This window comes from bacterium (assembly GCA_019695305.1).
Lineage (GTDB): Bacteria > UBA10199 > UBA10199 > UBA10199 > JAIBAG01 > JAIBAG01.
Map to the genome: position 1 here is coordinate 1 of JAIBAG010000005.1, position 20,374 is coordinate 20,374.

General features: G+C 40.8%; 11 protein-coding genes. 10 read left to right on the forward strand and 1 reads right to left on the reverse strand.

Annotation, left to right across the window (positions count from 1 at the left end):
* The first annotated feature begins 360 nt into the window (after positions 1-360).
* The 8 genes from K1X76_03695 (at position 361) to truB (ending at position 8,837) form a co-directional block, all read left to right on the forward strand.
* Positions 361-1,287: a CoA transferase gene (locus K1X76_03695; protein ID MBX7148163.1), complete on the forward strand. Its 927-nt coding sequence runs from the start codon at positions 361-363 to the stop codon at positions 1,285-1,287.
* Between the two features lie 17 nt (positions 1,288-1,304).
* The gene (gene rsmI, locus K1X76_03700) at positions 1,305-2,036 is read left to right on the forward strand and encodes a 16S rRNA (cytidine(1402)-2'-O)-methyltransferase (GenBank protein MBX7148164.1); all 732 of its coding nucleotides are present in this window, start codon (positions 1,305-1,307) and stop codon (positions 2,034-2,036) included.
* 111 nt (positions 2,037-2,147) lie between these two features.
* A complete protein-coding gene (locus K1X76_03705) occupies positions 2,148-3,074 on the forward strand; it encodes an RluA family pseudouridine synthase (protein ID MBX7148165.1) in 927 nt (308 codons plus the stop codon).
* 285 nt (positions 3,075-3,359) lie between these two features.
* A complete protein-coding gene (locus K1X76_03710; GenBank protein MBX7148166.1) occupies positions 3,360-3,812 on the forward strand; it encodes a ribosome maturation factor RimP in 453 nt (150 codons plus the stop codon).
* Positions 3,813-3,825: 13 nt separating this feature from the next.
* On the forward strand, positions 3,826-5,175 hold the full coding sequence (nusA, locus tag K1X76_03715) for a transcription termination factor NusA (protein MBX7148167.1): 1,350 nt from the start codon (positions 3,826-3,828) through the stop codon (positions 5,173-5,175).
* Positions 5,176-5,181: 6 nt separating this feature from the next.
* Entirely contained in the window at positions 5,182-7,608 is a 2,427-nt protein-coding gene (infB, locus tag K1X76_03720; GenBank protein MBX7148168.1) for a translation initiation factor IF-2, read from the forward strand.
* Positions 7,609-7,617: 9 nt separating this feature from the next.
* Positions 7,618-7,980: a 30S ribosome-binding factor RbfA gene (gene rbfA, locus K1X76_03725; protein ID MBX7148169.1), complete on the forward strand. Its 363-nt coding sequence runs from the start codon at positions 7,618-7,620 to the stop codon at positions 7,978-7,980.
* A gap of 8 nt (positions 7,981-7,988) precedes the next feature.
* Positions 7,989-8,837: a tRNA pseudouridine(55) synthase TruB gene (truB, locus tag K1X76_03730; GenBank protein MBX7148170.1), complete on the forward strand. Its 849-nt coding sequence runs from the start codon at positions 7,989-7,991 to the stop codon at positions 8,835-8,837.
* Positions 8,838-8,926: 89 nt separating this feature from the next.
* On the opposite strand, the gene K1X76_03735 is transcribed toward truB, so the two are convergent.
* On the reverse strand, positions 8,927-10,099 hold the full coding sequence (locus K1X76_03735; GenBank protein ID MBX7148171.1) for a DUF1343 domain-containing protein: 1,173 nt from the start codon (positions 10,097-10,099) through the stop codon (positions 8,927-8,929).
* A 191-nt stretch (positions 10,100-10,290) separates the two neighbouring features.
* On the opposite strand from K1X76_03735, the gene K1X76_03740 reads away from it, so the two are divergent.
* Positions 10,291-11,421 (forward strand): acyl-CoA dehydrogenase family protein, encoded by a 1,131-nt coding sequence (locus tag K1X76_03740; protein MBX7148172.1) that lies wholly within the window; start codon positions 10,291-10,293, stop codon positions 11,419-11,421.
* A gap of 138 nt (positions 11,422-11,559) precedes the next feature.
* Positions 11,560-20,271, forward strand: a complete 8,712-nt coding sequence (locus tag K1X76_03745; GenBank protein MBX7148173.1) for a hypothetical protein — start codon at positions 11,560-11,562, stop codon at positions 20,269-20,271.
* The last annotated feature ends 103 nt before the right edge of the window (positions 20,272-20,374 follow it).

Genomic DNA, 20,374 nt, shown 5'->3' on the forward strand with positions numbered 1-20,374 from the left:
AAAACTATGGACTCACCGGGTTAGTGAACAAAAAATGGGTTAATAAAAATAAAAAGTTCAAGACAAAAATGAAAAAAATGTAAATTTTTTTCAAATTAGTGTTGACATTTTTTTTATAAACTTCGTATAATTCAAACAGTTAAGCAATTTTATTAACCCACACCACCTAAAAGGAGGGCAACATGGCTGCAAAGAAAAAAGCTGCTAAGAAAAAAACAGCTAAAAAGAAAACCGCTAAGAAGAAAAAGAAATAACTTAGCGATTCTTTCAAAGAATCAAACCCCCCGCGCAATCGGGGGGTTTTTTTTTGCCTTAAAAAATTTCTGGAACGCTTTCTTGTAACAGACTATCTTCAAAATTATGAAACCGCTCAAAGGAATTACCATTATCGATCTCTCTCGTTTGCTTCCCGGACCTATGTGTACGTATATTTTGGCAACCATGGGGGCTAAAGTTATTAAAGTGGAGGATACGGGCACCGGCGATTATCTCAAAACCATCCCTCCCTTTCTTAAAAATGGGCAGTCGGCACTGTACCAACATTTAAATGGCAATAAAAAAATATCCTTCATTGATTATAAATCCGAAAAAGGACGCTCTAAACTTTTAAGCCTTATTAAAAAGGCAGATGTGGTGGTTGAATCGTTCCGTCCAGGAGCCATGGATCATTTTAAACTTTCCTTTAAAGATCTTAAAAAGATAAATCCTAAAATCATTCTTGCTTCCATTACAGGCTATGGCCAAAAAGGAAAGCTATCGCAAATGGCGGGTCATGATATGAATTTTATGGGCTATGCAGGCTTGCTTGATGCACCTCATCTTTCCAAAGTTCAATGGGCCGATATTGTGGGTGGAGGTGTGATGGGGGCTTTTAAAATTGTGAGTAGTCTTGTGACACCCCGTAAAAACAGAAAAGCCCAGCATTTGGATATTGCCATGGTAAGCGAGATGCTCTCTTTATCGTCTATCCGTACCATTTTTTATAGCCATGGTATGGATGAGCATGCCTTTACAGGTTTATTAGGGCGTTATCGCATTTATGAGACTTTAGATGGCAAATTTGTAGCCATGGGAGCCTTAGAAGAGAAGTTTTGGAACAAGTTTTGTACGCATGTGGGTAAAACCGAATGGATGAATCAGGGCTATATTGATGCTTCTCCTCAAGTGTGTGATGAACTGAAAACAATTTTTAAAAGTAAAACGCGCGATGAATGGGAAGAGATTGGCTTAAAGCTTGATTGTTGTCTTTCTCCCATCCTGGCACCGGGGGAATATGAGGGGGGATAGTGGATGGTGAATGGTGAATGGTCAAAGAAAGCTCTTTCCATTCACTATCCACTATCCACCATTCACTTAATCTTTTGACACTCTATATTGTTTCAACGCCCATTGGTAATTTAAGCGATATCACATTCCGCGCTGTGGAGACTCTTAAAACAGTTGATGCCATTTTAGCTGAAGATACCCGCCATACGCGTCCGCTTTTAAACCATTATGGTATTCAAAAAGAACTCATTTCTTACTTTGAGTATTCCAAAAGCAACAAGGAAGATTATATTTTAAGGCGCCTGGAAGCTGGGGAAAGTATGGCTCTTGTCAGCGATGCCGGAACGCCCACCTTATCTGATCCGGGTGCCCGTTTAGTGGCCGCCGCCTTAGAAAAAGGGATTGAGGTTGTTCCTATTCCGGGGGTATCGGCCTTAATTACAGCACTTTCAGTAGCCGGTTTACCCACCGAACCTTTGCATTTTTGGGGCTTTTTGTCGCCCAAGCCTTCCAAGCGTAAAAGGGTTTACGACAAAGTGTTAAGTTTGGAAGAGGGGATACACTGTTTTTATGAAACCACGCATAAAATAGAGAAGCGTTTAGTGGAGTGGAACGAATATTTTAAAGACTATCATTTTTGTGTAGGACGTGAGATGACCAAAAAGTTTGAAAGTTTTTATTATGGTACCTTGGAAACAATTATCCCTCAAATTAAGGGAGATCAAACCAAGGGCGAATTTGTGGTGTTGTTATCTAAAGAAAAATTCTAATCTGTTAGCAGTATTTCCCCTCCTTTGTAAGGAGGGGTTAGGGGAGGTAGCCAACTTTGACTCCGCCCTGTAGTCCCCCTTACAAAGGGAGACAAGTAAACAAAAGTATTTATGAGCAAAGATTCAAGTTTTTTCCGTGTTAAAAAATCCGAAAAAGGAGTGTGCTTAGAGGCTTTTCTCTATGGCAAATACCCGGATTGGACACACAAAAAAATCAAACAAGTTATCGATCAAAAGCGTGTTCTTGTGAATAACAAAACCGTCTATATTGCCTCGTGGAATTTAAAAGGAGGCGATAGAGTTAATATTTTAGAGGGTGATGCAAGTCTTGATACCATGCCTGAGGCCGCTACAGGCCGTTACCACTTTGTGAACACTCTTTACGAAGACGATTATATTCTAGCGGCAGTAAAACCTGCATTTATCGATTACGATAGTTTTGTGAGCCAGGTGGCGGCTTATCTTAAACGTAAGGTAAAAGGTTCTCATCCCTATTTAGGGCAAATGCATCGTCTCGATAAAGAAACTTCGGGTATTCTGCTTTTTACCAAAAAGAAAATTGCCAACACCTTGGCCGATCAATTTCGCAATAGAACAATTACAAAAGAATATGTGGCTGTGGTGGAAGGGGATGTAGAAAAAGAATATGAACTCATTAAAGAAAAGCTGGTAAAAGGTCAGTTTAAGGGGGGTAAAAAATCACGGGTAGCCGATGAAGATGATGAAGATGCTCTTGAAGCCCGTACCGAGTATTGGGTTAAAGAACGCTATGGAAAGGCTACTTTGCTCTTTGTACGGATTGGTACCGGCCGTACCCATCAAATACGTGTGCATATGAGTAACCTGGGTTACCCTTTAGTGGGTGATAAGGTGTATGGAACTGCCGAAAAAAAGAAGGCTTTTCCTATCAATCGCATGGCTCTTCATGCCCATAAAGTGGAGTTTTATCATCCAATTACGGCTAAAAAGCTAAAGCTTACGGCCCCGCTTCCCGACGACATGAATACTCTCATCGATCGCTTGAGAATGGAGTCTTAATCCTATGATATTACTAAAAAAATACCCCAATCTTTGATTTTTTCATTGCCAGAGCATTATCTATAATATATATACGTGTCCTTAGTTTTGGTTCTACTGGGCCAGAATGGATCTTTCCTTTCTGGCTTTTTTTTTAGTCTTTTACCAAAAAGATTCGTACAGCGTACGAATGTTTTTGGATAAAAGACTTATCCCGCAGTTTGGGGATTACCTTTTACCGAAAAGAGGCATGTATTGCATGGCTGTTTTCGGATAAAAGACTTATCCCGTAGTTGGGGATTATAAATGACAGCAATAACAGACAAAGTATTAGGCGAAATATCTCCTCTAGTTGAGGCTGAAGGTTTTGAAGTAGTGGATGTAGAATGGACCAAAGATTTGGGTCGCAATGTTTTAAGAGTTTATCTGGATAAAGAGGGTGGGGTTAATTTGGACGATTGCTCCAAAGTAAGCCAAATGATTGATACGGTAATTGATGTAAAGTGTGATATCCCGCACCGTTATGATTTAGAAGTGTCGTCTCCAGGTGTTAATCGTCCTTTAAAAAAGAAAAAGCATTTTGAGGCCGCTTTGGGAAAAATGGTAAAGGTAAAAACCCAAATGCCTATTGATGGACGTCAGAATTATAAAGGGGTTTTAAAAAAGTTGGACGAAAAACAAATGGTGATTGAAATTGATAAGAAAGATTTTTTAGTCCCGTTTGATTTGGTTTTAAAAGCTAATTTGGAAGTTTTATAAGGAGAAAAGTATGATGCAGGATTTAAACCGCGTATTAGAACAAATTGAAAAAGATAAAAGTATTCCGCGCAAAGCGCTGGTGGAGGCTATTGAATCGGCTATGCTGATGGCCGCCCGTAAAAAATACGGTTTTTTGGGTGACTTGGAAGCCACCTATAACGAAGAATTGGGAGAAGTAGAAATTTTTGAATTTAAAACCGTTGCCGAAACAATTACCAATCCCCATACCGAAGTATCGGTAGCCGAAGCCGCCAAGCTCGATCCGGATGCAACCGTTGGCGATAGTATTGGTCAAAAAGTTGATGCCTCCATTTTAGGCCGCATTGCTGCTCAAACCGCTAAACAAGTTATTATTCAAAAGTTGCGCGATGCCGAACGTGATGTGATTTTCCAGGAATACAAAGACCGCGTGGGTCAGGTTATCTCAGGTGTGGTTCGTCGTTTTGAAAAAGGAAACCTGATTGTAGATTTGGGTAAAACGGAAGCTATTATTCCTTACAAAGAACAATCTCCTACCGAATCCTATAAAACCAACGATCGTATTCAGGCTTACTTTTTAGAGCTCAACAACTCGGGTAGAGGTTCGCAGGTTATTTTATCGCGCCGTCATCCTGGCTTGGTAAAAGCGTTGTTTGAAATGGAAGTTCCCGAAATTGCCGAAGGGATTGTAGAAATTAAAAGTTGTGCTCGCGAACCCGGAGTGCGTGCCAAGGTAGCTGTTTACTCGGCTGATGGTGATGTGGATCCAGTGGGTGCGTGTGTGGGGATGAAAGGTTCTCGCGTGCAGAGTGTGGTTCAGGAACTGCGCGGTGAAAAAATTGATATTGTGTTGTGGGATGAAGATCCGGCTAAATTTGTTTGTAATGCTATTGCTCCTGCCGAAGTGAGCAAGGTTATTATTAAAGATAACGAAAAAGCCATGGAAATTATTGTAGCCGATGATCAGTTGTCGCTGGCTATTGGTCGTAAAGGACAAAACGTACGCTTGGCCGCCAACCTCACCGGTTGGAATATTGATATTTATTCCGAAACCAAAATGGAAGAATTGGCCAAAATGGCCAAGCAAAAACTGGTGGAAGATTTGGGTATTGATGATGCTACGGCCACCGTTCTTTACAGTCATGCTTTCCGTTCTGCCGAAGAAATTGCCGAAATTGGTTTGGAATCGTTTGTTCAAATTCCAGGTATGTCTAAAGACGTGTTAAACGGTATTTTTGAAAAAGCCAAAGTAATAAATGATGCCAAAAAAGCGGAGGAAGCTGCCGCTCGTGCCCGTTCGGCCGATGTAAAATTAAGAAAGGCCGAAACGGCAGTTGATGACGAAGAACCTACCGAGGTTCTGAGTGCCGATGAACAGGCTTAAAAAATTATGGATGATAAAATTGAAGTCGTTGAAAAACGTGTAAAAACTAACATCATTCGTCGCCGTGCCAAGGCAACGGATGCTCCGGCGCCAGTTGCCGAAGAAATAAAGGTAAAGCCGGCAGAGACTGTTAAAGCTGCGCCCCCTAAGACTATTGTGCCTTCACAGCCTGTAGCGGAACAAGCGCCTCCTACTGCCAAAGTAGGTTCTAGTCGTACTGTGGTTCTTGATAAAAATCATCCTCCCCAGCAAAAAGTAGTAACCGTTATTAAAGCTCCTGATGTGGGTCAGCCTTCTCTTGCTAAGCAAAAAGAATTGCAAGAGCTAGAAGCTAAAAAAGCAAAAGAAGCAATTGTGGCTGAAAATTTGCGCAATGCCAAGCAGGCCGCTAGTGGTGCTGCGGCTCCCGCCAATGGTGAGGTGTCTGCTGTTGATATAGAAGATGAAGAAGATACAAAAAAGAACAAGGCTGCAAAAAAAGGTGGCAAAAAACGTGGTATTGATAGCTTGGATGAGTTTGAAGGTTTTGGGCGTGTAGCTTCTGTAACTCAGCTGAGTCGTTTGGCTGGTAGTGACGCCATTACACGTATTTTTCAACCCTCTAAAGGCGGCGCTAAAAAGAAAAAAATCATTAGCAAAAAAGGACTTAAAAAAACCTCCATTACACAAATTAAAGCTTCTAAGCGTATTGTAGAAGTTGATCAGGCTATTACTGTTGCTAATCTTGCTCAGCAAATGAACGTGAAGGCTGGTGAGCTTATTAAAAAATTGATGGGCATGGGTAGTATGGCTACTCAAAATCAGGCTATCGATATTGAAACAGCAACCTTGCTCGCGCAAGAGTTTGGATACGAAGTGCGCGATGTGGCCTTTAACGAAGAAAAAGTATTGCAAGAATTAAGTATTGAAAGTGAAGAGGGCATGGAACACCGTCCTCCTGTTGTCACCATCATGGGACACGTGGATCATGGTAAAACATCTCTTTTAGATGCTATTCGTTCGGCCAATGTGGCCTCTGGCGAAGCGGGTGGTATTACTCAGCACATTGGCGCCTACACAATTACAATTCCTAAGGGAAAAATTACCTTTCTTGATACGCCTGGCCACGCAGCTTTTACCGCCATGCGTGCCCGTGGGGCCAGTGTTACCGATATTGTGGTGTTAGTTGTGGCTGCAGACGACGGTATTATGCCGCAGACGATTGAATCAATCGATCATGCGCGTGCTGCCGAAGTACCTATTGTGGTGGCTATTAATAAAATTGATAAACCTGAAGCTAATCTCGATCGCATCAAGCGTCAACTTTCCGAAAAAGGACTCTTGATTGAAGATTGGGGTGGTGATGTTTTAAGTTTTGAAGTGTCGGCCAAAACCAAAGTGGGTATTCAAGAATTACTGGATGGTATTTTGCTTCAATCGGAAGTTTTAGAATTAAGAGCCGATCCCTCGGTATTAGCCAAGGGCGTTGTGATTGAATCGGAGTTAGATAAGCAAAAAGGAGCTGTTGCTACTTTATTGGTACAGCAAGGTACGCTTAAGGTAGGAGATGTGTTAGTTGCTGGATTTCATCAAGGTAAAGTACGTGCCATGCTTAATTATCGTGGCGAAATGGTCACCGAAGCCAAGCCTTCGGATGCAGTTCAAATATTAGGTTTAGCAGGTGTTCCTCAGGCTTCCGATACTTTTAACGTATTTAAAGATGAGCAAACAGCTGCCGAAGTAGTTGCAAACCGCGTTGCCGCAAAACGTGCTCAAGATGCCGCTAACCAATCTAAAGTTACTTTGGAAGATTTCTTTGCAAAAGCTGCGGAAGGCGAAGTTAAAGAATTGCCAGTGGTGCTTAAAACAGACGTTTTTGGTTCACTCGAAGCTATTCGTGAAGCCTTAGTGAAACTGTCTACCGAAAAAGTAAAACTTAAAATTATTCACTCATCAGTGGGTGGTATAAATGAATCCGATGTTCTCTTAGCTTCCGCTTCTAACGCTATCATCATTGGTTTTAACGTTCGTCCCGAAACCAAAGCTATTGGTACTGCCAAAGGTGAAGGTGTGGATATTAAGGTTTATAAAATTATCTACGAAATGGTGGAAGATGTAAAACTTGCCATGAAGGGTTTGCTTGCTCCTACTCGCAAAGAAACCTATTTGGGCCGCGCCGAAGTTCGCGATACTTTTACGGTTTCCAAAATTGGTCTTATTGCCGGTTGTATGGTGATTGATGGCAAGGTAACCCGTACCGCCAACCTGCGTCTGTTGCGTGATAACGTCATCTTGTTTGAAGGTAAGATTGGCTCTTTAAAGCGCTTTAAGGACGATGCCAAAGAAGTAGCTCAAGGTATGGAATGCGGTGTTGGTCTTTCGGGTTATCAGGATATTAAACCTGGTGACGTACTTGAATTCTACAATCTCGAATTAATTGCCACCGAATTATAGGAACCGGCCATGGATGACGGACGTCGCATAAAACGTGTTTCGGCCGAGTATTTTGAAGAATTATCCAAAATGCTGATCACCGAAATTAACGAACCTAAATTAAAACACGCCCGTGTTACCGAAGTTTCCTTTACTAAAGATCTCCATTTAGCGCGCGTTTATTATGTAGTGGATGGGGAAAACCCTAATGTTGCTGAAGCAGATAAAGGATTTAAAAAATGCCGCGGTTTTTTAAAGCGTGAACTTTCACAGCGTATACCTCTTCGATATGCCCCCGATTTAGAATTTATCTTTGATGATAAGTACGAATCCAACTTAAGGCTGGAAAAAATCTTCAGCGATCTGGATAAAACTAAAGAAAAAGCAGAGTAGGTCTAATTATGCACGGTTTTTTCCTCATCGATAAACCAGCCGGAATTTCGTCTAACAAGGCGCTTAGCCAAATTAAAAGAAATCTTAAAATTAAAAAAATGGGCCACACGGGCACGCTCGATCCTTTTGCCCAAGGTTTACTGGTGGCTGCCTCGGGCGAGGCCACAAAGTTTATATATTATCTGGAGGCAGCTGATAAATGCTATGAAGCAAAGCTTCAATTAGGTGTTAAAACTGATACTTTAGATAGTTATGGACAAATACTTGAAAAACAAGATATTTCTAAAATAGATAAAGATAAAATTGAGTCTGTTTTTAATCAGTTTTTAGGCCCTCAACTACAAATACCACCGATGTTTTCGGCTAAAAAAGTGGATGGAGATAAACTGTATGACTTAGCCCGGAAGGGAATCGAAGTGGAGCGGAAGGCATGTTCCATTGAGATTAAAAAACTAGTGTTATTGGATCAGCAGTCCGATTCAATGAGCTTTGAAGTCGTCTGTTCCAAAGGAACCTATGTGCGGGTGTTGGGCGAAGATATTGCGGGGGCCTTAGGTAACTTGGGACACTTAAGTTATCTTAAACGGATATCGAGTGACGGGTTTAATGTGAAGGATGCCTTGGCGCCGGAAAAACTTAGCGGGATGAGTATTCCACTTGAGAAACTTCACCATTACCTCAAATATCCATTATTCACTTTGGATGAGACTAGTATCACAGCGTTAAAGGCAGGAAAGTTTGTAGCGCACTCTCAAGCAGGAGGTTTATACTCCGTTCTAAATGACAAGGAAGAGTTCTGTGGCTTGGTTAAAAGCGAAGGCGCGCTTTTAAAACCAGAGCGCATGGCAATGGTGTGAAGAGTAACCCACCCTGTCCCTCCCTTAATCTAAGGGAGGGAACGTTCTTGGCCCCTCCCACTTAAATTAAGGGGGAGGACGGGAGGGGGTTACTCCCCGTACAGCAAATACTTCTCACTACTTTTCACAAACGCTTTTGTCTCCGTCTCCCAACTTTGATACAGCTTGTTCAAATCACCTTTTTCTTCCACGCATTCCCGGTAAGCCGAACTTCCGGTTAGAAGATCAATGGCCGGAATCTCATCAACAAATTCATAAGGCTTGGCTCTCCATTTAAAATCGTTCGGGTAAAGATCTTTCAGTGTTTTAAGCAATACACAGGAGAGATAAAGCGGGATAATTTTGTTTCGATCGGTAATGTGAATCTGCAAGCCGCCACAATTCTGCATGGCTGCCTTTTGAAAAGTAGGGCGATAATAAATGGGACGGAGATGAAAGCCATCGAAACGATAATTATTTAAGGTCTCTAGCCAACGATACGGATCGATAAAGGGAGCGCCGATAAATTCAAAGGGTTTTGTTGTGCCGCGGCCTTCTGATAAGTCTGTTGCTTCTACCAAACACTGGCCGGGATAAACAAGGGCAGCTTCAAGTGTTGGCATGTTGGGTGACGGAAGGACCCAGGGAAGGCCGGTGTCGTCAAAATACATCGTCCTTTTCCACCCCTTCATTTTAATGATTTGCAACTTACATCCAATATTAAATTCTGTATTAAAAAGAAGAGCTAGCTCGCCAACTGTCATGCCGTGGCGATTAGGAAGAGGGTAATAGCCAACAAATGATTCGAACCCTTTTTGAACAAGAGGCCCTTCAACATCAACACCATTAATGGGATTAGGACGATCGAGAACGATCACTTCTACGCCGGTTTTAGCGGCTGTTTGCATGCAAAAAGCGATGGTATAAATAAAGGTATAGTAACGCGATCCAATATCTTGCAAATCGCACACCAGCACATCGATATTTTTAAAATCATTTTCGGTAGGTTTTAACGATTCGAGTGTTGGTCCATACAGGCTTTTTACCGGAAGACCGGTTTGGGAGTCTACCGACGAATCCACATGATCCATATCCTGGGCTTCGCCACGGATACCGTGCTCGGGGCCAAAAAGTTGGGTGATATTGATTTTATTTTTGAGAAGTAAATCTACAATGTGGTTGAATTGACTATCCACACTGGCTGGGTGAGCCAACACACCCACGCGTTTCTTTTTAAGTTTGGGTAAGAAAGATGAAAGTTGACCTAATCCTGTTTTAACCATGGAGTAGTTCTAGGCTATTTAACTCTTTTTTTCTATCTTAAAATCTGTCATTCAAGAGTAACCCCCTCCTGACCTCCCCCTTACTCTAAGGGGGAGGGACGTGTGCTTCTAATAATATCTAGTTATTAGTTCTCCTCCCTTAAGGTAAGGGAGGAGACAGAGGTGGGTTACTCTTCGTTTGGGAAAGTTTTATGACAACTTATTTTACTGAAACCCACAACCAACTCAAAACTACCATTCATAAATTTGTTGAAAAAGAAATTTTGCCTCATATTCACACTTGGGAGGAAAAAAATGAATTTCCCAAGGAACTTTATAAAAAAGTAGGCGACTTGGGTTTTTTAGGTTTGGGATTTGATCCGGCTTTTGGTGGGGTAGAATCGGATATTTTTCACACGATGGTGTTGGTGACTGAAATGATGCGTTCTACCTCGCAGGGTTTGCTGGCGTCTCTTTTTTCTCATTCTATTGCCATTCCGCCTATTGATAAATTAGGAACCGACGAACAAAAAAATAAATTTATGAAACCGGTGTTGGCTGGAAATAAAATTGCCGCACTAGCCATTACCGAGCCTAATGCCGGTTCGGATGTGGCACATATTCAAACTAAGGCTAAACAACAGGGCAATCATTATCTTGTTAATGGATCCAAGATGTTTATCACCAGTGGTTGCCGCGCAGATTTTTATACTACGGCCGTGCGCACTGGTGGAGAAGGGCATGAAGGGATTTCGCTCTTGTTGATTGAACGCAACACACCGGGTCTTGCGGTGGAAAAGAAATTGGACAAGATGGGCTGGTGGGCATCCGATACAGCGCTCATTAGTTTTAACGACTGTAAAGTGCCCGTAGATAATCTCCTCGGCGAAGAAAATAAAGGGTTTTATGGCATCATGGCTAATTTTGAAAGTGAGCGCTTGTTTTTAGCGGGGATGGCAGTGGGGAGTGCTCAAGTTGCCTATGAAAAAGCTTTGGAGTACGCTCAAACACGCGAGGCGTTTGGTGGTGCGCTCATAAAAAAACAAGTGATCCGTCATAAACTGGCCGAGATGACAACCCTTCTTACTGTTTCTCGAGAATATTTATACTCCGTTTGCCAAAAGAAAAAAGACGGCGAACCCATTCTTAAAGAAGCAGCTATGGCTAAAAACTTTTGTGTGACCTCCTGTCAAACGGTAGTGGATGAAGCCGTCCAGATTTTTGGAGGGATGGGCTATATGCGCGAAAACCCCGTGGAACGTCTTTACAGGGATATGCGCCTGCTTTCTATTGGAGGCGGCACGCATGAAGTGATGAATGAAATCATTGCTAAGTTTTTATAGGAATTTCAATGTGTTACAATTAAATTAAATTAAATTAGTGATAACAACTTGTTGCCGCTTTCTATCTAACTCCCTATTTTTTTAGACATTTTTTTGTCCTATTTAGCCGATAACTATAATGGGTGAAAGTTTATAGTTATGGGGAAAGTATCTGTCGAGAAACATCTTTTGGTATTAACTGATCAGGCCGCTAAGGAAGACGTATCGTCAAATCCCCACAAGTCTACTCATCATGATCTTTCATTACACTGGTTTAAAAAGGTCCAAGAACGTTACGATAAAAAACTAAAACCACTAGATGAGTTTGTTGATGATTCCAAAAAAATAATACTGACAAGATCTAAAAGTATGGGGAGTGCATTTGTACCTTCCTTTTTAGCACGCAATCCAAGTTTGGATGTTTCTTTTATTTCGCAAGATCCTATTCCTATAACTCATTTGCGGTTGGGAGCTGAAGGTAAAACCCATGACCTTGATAATGCAACAGAAACGCTAAAGGACAAACTGAAAGTTGTAGAAAGCAAACTTCGTATGTTGAGTATGGCGCAAGCCGAGTTGCGAAAAAAAATACCCGAATCTGAAATGAGAGAAGCAGAGAGTGACGATTTTAAAAATAAATTAAGTCTAGCAGCTAGCACTTTGAAGGGTACGCCCTCATGGGTGAGTAGTGAGGGTAATAAAGAATATGCCTTGGATGCCTACAATGATATTCGTCAGGCTGTGAGTTTATATCAGGATCATATCCGGGATGTACGCCAGAAAGTGGGAGAGTACGAAAAACAATTACGCGGTTTAGATGAACAGTATACGGCTCTCATGCGCGATAAAATTAATTTAGAGATTGATAACCTTGTTTTGATGGCTAAAGCGGGTCAACCCGGTGTGCAAGAACGATTGGAAACTTTGCCATTATGGCTGGCAAATTTGCCAGCCGAATGGATTCCTCAGCGTATGCGGGTTGCTGTTGCGGATGTGCGTCAGTCGCTTGTTGCTAAATCTCCCGACTCTCTTTTGCTGGGCGCTCTCGCTAAAAAAGATTCCACCACAGCCATTGATCAGGCTGCTTGGCTTTATGAGCATAACAATCCACAGCTAAAAAGTGTTCGCGAGTTTGACGAATCGGTGCGCAAATTGGGTAATATTCACGATGATATCAATTACCTCGCAATTTTAAAGTCTGTACCAGGCCAAAAACCCGAAAATATTGCGGCTTTAAGCAAGTTATCCCGCGAACAATTACAGGAGTTGTATGCTATTTCTCTTAGTCAATATGGGAATGTGCAACCAAATTATGAGCTTATTGTAAAAAAATATCCTCAACTTCAAAGTGCTGCGCAAACTGTTATAAAGCAATTTATTGAGAAGGGTTATTATTGCGTTTTTTTGGGGGGATATCCAAATGCTCAGCAACTTAATGATCCCAAGTATTGGGCTTTTGTATGCTTTGAAAATGATAATGATTTTTGGACGGTGTCACGTCTTAATAATTGGTTAGTTAAAAACGGTGAAACAGAGGGGAGTACTTATGTGTCAATGGTATTAGACTATAGTAGCATAACTCTTTTTGAAACAGACGATGTAAAAAAACTTTTAGGTACCCAAGAGCCCGAAGCCGAATTGATGAATAACGTTTTAACTCAAGTTTGGCCTATGGAGGAGTTGAGAAAAGCCGCTCAGGAATTGTGTGGTTGGCAAGAAATTTTAGGTGCTATTACCGGTGCATTGCAAAACCCGCAAACTTACAAAACATCACTGGGAATTGAGGGGCTACGGCACGCTATACGTTGTTTAGAATCGGTTTCTCGAGATGCTATACAAACTGTACGTGAGTTTTTTAGGGAACATGCAGAAGAAGTAGCAAAGTTGGAATCTCTGTTTATTCCTGCTGTTGGTGGAAGCAAGGCCGAACAAACGCTTGCTTATACCCGCAATATGATTTTGGGTTTAAGGGCTATTTTGGGTGATGGTACCCATAAGCAAAGTGGATCGCTCGCTCAATTAAAAATTTATGCCGACGAAGCCATGCCCGATGATTTTTGGAAGTTTTCTCAAAGCTTTTTAGTGCCTACATTGTTATCGGTTGCCACATCGTGTGTCCTGATGCGCATGGCAGGTGTAGGCCTCGCCCGGCTTGGTGTGTGGTTGACAGGCGGAGAAGACTTACTGCTGGCAAGCGGAAGTGCCGAACTTTTTTTAACTACACAGGCATTGTCGGGGTTTGTACAAACAGCAACTCAGGAAGTTGTTAGATATGAATATGATGAAAAATTGAATAAATCAACTCATTGTGCCGGTAGTATTTATAAATGGGTGCATGGGGAAAAAAGTTTATTGGAAGCTTTGGATGATTTTTCTGAATCCTGGCTTGAGGCGTCGGTTGCCTCCGCAGGTACCAGCATTGGTGGCAAAGCCTGGGGAGGGGTTGCAGGAATTTTACAAGAATCAAAACAACCGCTTTTAAAAGCTTTAGGCAAGGCCTCGGATGTTTTTGCCAGAATTTTTGATGATGTAGATGATCAGTTAGGCGAACTCTCTTCAAAATTCTACAAAAAACCGCTGATAGATAGTGTTGGAAAGGAAATGTGGGAGGAGAGCGGTTCGTATTTTATGCAGGTTAATATCGATCCTCTCATGCCTGATTGGTTACCTGTATCCGCCAGTACATTATATGATATGGCAGCTGGAGGTCACAGTAGTAAGGCTTTTGATTCTCAAATTCAAGTGATTAGATCAGAACCTATAATTGCTTCCAATATTTTTTCTGATTTGCAGGCTATCGATTTTGAAACCGCCGCTTATTTACAATGGGCAAAGGATAACAAAGTTGTTGTTCGTTATGTAGAAGGCACACAGGTTGTGTTTAACTTGGCGAGTCAGGAAATTTTAATTGGCAATAATTCTCCAGAAGCACAAACCCCTGCTTTGTTAGTGAGCACCTTGGTGCACGAAATCCGTCACCGACAGGTGCAAGAAGCATTATCCAAGCAAGAAACACCGGCTACAATGACACGTGAGGAATTTATAGCTCTCAATTTAGAGTCCGAGCGTGAAGCATTTGAAGCCCAGCTGTTGGCTGCTGGCCGATTGCAGCGCATCGGTAAACATCCAGGCTTGGTGTTGAGCGGTCAAAAGCCTGATGGCAGTATACTAGCAATTGATGCCGAAACATTTTTATCTAGCTATGAAAATAATCCAGCCGCTGCCAGAAAACAGCTAAGTACATGGATTAATGAAGCAGCTGTTAAGCTTGCTGGTATAATTCAAACTTATCCCCGTTATTATGGAAATATGTTTGATGAAACTTCACACGATTTAGGAGGTATAGATAAGCTGAATCAGCCCATGGCCATAAAAGCTGCTTCTAATACAAGATTTTTTTATGTTTGGAATGATACCTCCCTTGAAGAAAAGGTTTTTGAGGAGCTTAATAGAGCTTCGGCCTTCGTATGGGCTAACAAGAATGGCCAATGGAAGGAACGAGTTTTTCTTGGAATTATCGATGAATCAACTATTTCAAAATCAGAGCTATGGATGACAATCCGTATTTTAGACGAAAAGTTATCATTTACTTACACAGAAGATGGAATTTCTAAAGCTCTTTTGGATTTGATTAATAGATTTATTATAGAAGCAGAAAGTAAAATAATTCATGATAACTTTACCAGCGAAGAAAAACCTAATGATAATATAAAATATAAAAAAAATTCGGCAAATTTGCCTAGTGATATGCAGGAAGCTATCAGGATCTTGGATGATCCTGATGCAGAGCCATTATTTAAAGCATATCTGATTTACGAGCTTTTTGGATATAATAATGGAAATCCTTCAGTGGCCTTTGATTCTTTAAGGCTACTCCCTCCCATGCCCGAGATAGCTATTATAGTGAGCGAAGTAGAGGCTTTTACAGGTTTGTCTAGCTCCCAGGTAAAAATTTTGTATGACGCAATCCAGAGAATGATATCGGCTTTTAAAAAACCAAGCAATATAGATGAGCTATCTATACGGGAATTAGATATAGCCATGGCCTTGGAATCCTTATGCAGTAAGCATGAGCTAACTCAAGATCAACTAGATGAAATTACTAAAGATGTTTCCAATTTACAAGACGCGAGAAATAAGGCCAGGGTTTATTATGCCTTATCAAGAAATTCAAGATTATCGGATGATGTTAAAACTCATTTTAAACAATTAGCAATAGGGACAGATCATGAGACCTCTTCGACAGCTGTTCTAGGGGAAGGTGAGAGTCGGTTTTTTGACCAATATCCAGAATTTGCTATCACTCAGCTGGAAGAGATTAAAAAATTGGGAAATATTTTTTCCAATGCATCGGAACGAGCCCGTTTTGTAGAATTGTATAATAGGGATTCTGTTAATTTTGATAAAATTAGCTTAGACGATACTGATAGACATTTGCGCAATGCAATTACAGTTTATATTGAATTCTTATGCGGGAAATGCCCTTTGGAGTATGCCGTCAACAATTCTAGCATTATGGCGATACGTTATGGTGATCTCAATCGCAATAAAAATACGCGATTATTGTATGCCATAGGTATATCTGACGATTTTAATCCCCAACAAAAATTATTTTATTTTAGGGCTCACGAAAGTGGCCTGACACTTCCTCTTGATCAAATCCTGCCCCTTGCTAGGCATTTTGATGGAAATGAGTACTGGTTAAATAATTTATACAGAACTTCCTATTCACAACTAACGGATAAACTATTTGTATCATTACAGGGTCTATCTGCCACAATGTCAACAGACGAGCATCAGGGCGTGGTGGAGTTGGCTCGGAAATTTTTGGAACTTCCCTATACTGAACAATTAGCAGCTTTAAAGACTGTTGGTTTCAATGCTGATTTGATTGATATTGATACCAATATTCGTAAGATCGCTGATTCACAGAGCCCAGCAGATTGTATTGCCCTTATATCAAAGTTAGAGCGGTCTCTTAATATAAGCAATGGTGCATTAGACGGCATGACTCCATTAAGAGTTTTAAGTGATGATCAAATTATAGTCCCTGTTCGTAGAGTTATTGTAAAAGATGCAGGTCATTATGATCCTATTGAAAATGATTTTGTTAATGTTGTTTTAAATCAAGAGCTGGAAGGTTCTCATTATGCCGCCTTTCGGGCTGAACGTTTGGCCTATTTTAAAATTAAAAGAATTAACATTAACGAACAAACCTATTTAAGGATTATGGCGGAGTATGCTCTACAACGTTTATTAGATATTTTTAAAAGTGTTTCTTTAAGCTACCCAGACTCTGATGATGTGAGTGTGAGTGAATATCTTAAAAAAGCTGGTGACGTTGTAATAATGGGCTTTGAGGAACTATTAGGCTTGCCTGGCATTGAGGATGATCCACTTTTTCAAAAAATGTGGGGAGATGCTGCCTCTTATCGTATTACTCATTTATTGGGATATGAAGGAAATGACTCTGCACATAGGATGTTGTATAACAAATATCCTCGGGTTTATATGAAAATAAATCCTTTGCCGGCCGATATGACCAACTATGCGGCCTTACTACGAGCTCTTAGGTCGGGTGATTTTTTTGCGCCGGGTGTCGTGCATGCAATGAGTACTGTTCCAGATTGTTTTAAACAGACTTCTGATATGGCGATTGATGTTTATGAAGCTCTGTTAAGAGAATCATTTCATAACACTCCTATCCAATATCATCAGATGGTCTATCTTTATTTTTGGTACCAATGGGCCTTAGCCAATGGACAAGAAGTAGAGGTTGGTAGAAGAATAGTAATTTTATTGAGTATAGCAAGCAGAACAGATATGGGAGCGGTATCGGACTTAATCAGCGATTTAAATTTGAAAGACACAGCAAATATATTTCAACCAGTAATAATTCAATTTGAAACAGCTTCCGCTATTAAACTTGGAAGCCCCTATGCGGCTTCAGTGAGTGATTTTAAAATCGGGAATGAGTCTGCAAGAAACCCTGCCCGCGCAGCCAATATTTTACAGGCAAATGGCTTATTTCCAGGATATAAGCCGCAGCTAAAAACTCAACCTTATGGAGCCATGATGCTTTTAAGAAGATTGCCTCCAATGGAAATAAGTCCATCACCATTTGTACCAGTCTATTCTCATATAGAAGCATATGCAAAACCAAGAGGCACTCATTTTTTAGGTATGATTCAAAGTTTTGCAGACTTGATAAAGCAACCTATAAAGATAGATAGCAGTGCTGTTTCCCAAGGCTCTGAGCCGTTAGCTACAGCTTCTGGGTTAGTTAATTTGTCGCTTGAGGGTTTTAGGGGAGATATAAGAATGGCCTACATTTTTAATTCAGGTGGCAAGGCTACATTCAATAATCAAAGTTTTCCCGCATCCTATTCCAGTTGGGGCGGAGTTAGAGCTTATCTTACTCCAAACAATGGTGACTTTTATTTAAAAAGGGGAGCACCCTTAGCAACTACGATGCTGAGAAGTGTTGATAATTTTTATATTAGCCCTACTCAAGTACTTTTTCCGTCGGGTCAGACTTTTTTAGGAGAAGGAAGCGGAATTAGTAGTAGAAGAAATTTGATTATCTCTTCAGGAACTTCTCTTGCAGATACAAATAAAAATGTTTTTGATAGTTTCGCGGCGAGACTTCCTGCCTCTATCGATTTTAGAATGCTAAAGGTTGAACCGTTTGCAAATGATGCCTTCAAGCGTTTAGATTATATTCGTTATTTGGCAGCCCAATATTTTGTTTTTGATGCCAACATTGATAATGATGCAGTATATCAGCAATTAATAGTTAGCGGAAATGCTGGTTTGGAAAATGAAGAGGGCATGAGAAATTTATGGGGATTTATGACAAATCCTGAATCGTTACCACTGGGAAAAATTGCCAGGGGAGGTTACCGAGAGCTCACTCTTTTTATCTTGGTTTTGGCGTCGCGAGCCAATCTCTCGGTGGATGCTGGTAAGATAGCACGTGTAGCGCCGGATGGTGATACTTATTTAACCGATTATCCTGTTTTTAAATTTAAAGAACGACACAACAATGATGTTTTTTTAGCCGTTGCAGAAATTCCTGTGGCGGGGGATTCCCTTATTATGGATGAGAGGTTGGCTGCGATTGTTGATGAAATTAATAAAACGCTAAGAGGAAATGTCAAAGGAAGGCAAGTTACTACAAATGATGCAAAATCTTATCCAGCAGCTATTTCAAAAAATACTGTTATGCGGCCGCACACTTCTGATTTAACAACACTCGATGGAAGTGAAAATCTTTTTACTTATAAGGTCTATGGTACAAGGAAACATCCTTCTTTTATTACTATTTCATACTCTTCCGACTATTCTAATGAACATGCGCTAGGTGATACTTTTATTCAAATCACTCAAAGCCCTGCAGAAGCTCTGCCTTCTACATCAACTGTAACTGTCCAATTAACTGAAAACGGAAAAAAAGCTTATCGTGGTAAGATGCCTCCTGTTTCTTTCCCAGAAGCAAGAGGAATAGAGTATATAAATAATGTTGCTGTGTTTGGAATTGATGAGATGTCGATAAATTGGGAAGCATTTTTAAATAATGAATTGGTAAGCGAGGCTATTCATAGATCTTTATTTGAAACAGAAGTTCCGCGCGATATGATTGTTGCGACGCATCCAAAACTTGAATTTATAATGTCTTTAAGACCAGCAAACCGATATCAGGAGGTTCTTAGATTATTTAGGGAGCACTATATTTATAATGTTAATCCCTCACAAGACTTAATACATAAGCAATTTTCTGAAGGGTTTACAGGTAATTTGCAAAGTTATTGGGAGCATATTCATAATCCCACTAGAATGGTAAGAGGTAAATATCCCGGCGCTTGCCCAGAACATAGTTTTGTTTTGGTGCAAATGCTAAGAGCTGTTGGCTTGCCAGCACTTTATGGCAGGGGCGTATTAGCGTTATCAAATGGAAAAACTAGTGGCTATCATGCCAATGCCATACTTCTTTGGACAGATGAAACTGGCTCCCCTCGTATGCTAACGGTGGATCAAAGTAGTGAAACGGACAAACCTGTACCGGAAAGCATGAGAGAAAATGCCATGCCCATGCAAGCTGATAACTTGCGTATGCAAATAGGCAATCCAATAGATTGGTTGAAGGGCGCCTGGCAGATGGTATCGGCCCCCGTAGCTTACCTGCAAACGGCTTGGGATATGGCGAGAGACTTATTGGATAGTGCGTACCATTATTATGAACTCTACCGGGGTGAAGAAGCAATAGATCCTTTGGAATTAACAATTTCAAGTGAGCCTGTTGTTTTACCTAATCCTGATATTATTTTAGAAGCCTTGGGCGGTGTTACAGTACCACGCAATATATCGCCATCGGCGTTAGTGGCATGTGGCCACATTTTGGCCGATCTCACCCATGAAGGCATATTGGCAATAAATGTATTGAGGGATTCAAAGAAAGCTTTCTTATTGTCCGATTTGGAAGAAGTCATTCGTAAAGATATTTTTAGGATTCCGGAAGACAGTTTTTTTGATGTACAAGCTATGACAAATAAATGGAATGACGTTGACGTCAAGGTGCAGATCGCCATGGTGCGCACTATCGCACTTGAAAGAGTATCCCCTAAATCGAAAAAAATAGTTAAAGCCCTCGAAGACCTCCAAAGACAATGGAGTGCTTTAACTACTGACGAGCAGAAAATAGCCTTTTTACAAAGCCATGGCGCTTTGAATGTGGCCTTGCCTGGCATGCCAGCAAAAATGATGTGGGATTACAGCCGTTATTCGCCGCAGGATTTTTCGATGGCTTTGGATTATTTGATTGGTATTTTTAAACAACTGGAAACAGATAAAGTGCCCCCCATTCCAGAATAGTCTCAAAATCGGACTGTGTGAGACTCAAAATCGGACTCCTATAATTTTTTATTTTTATCTAGTTTTTATAAATCTTTGATTTTTCTTGTTTTTACTCTTCACC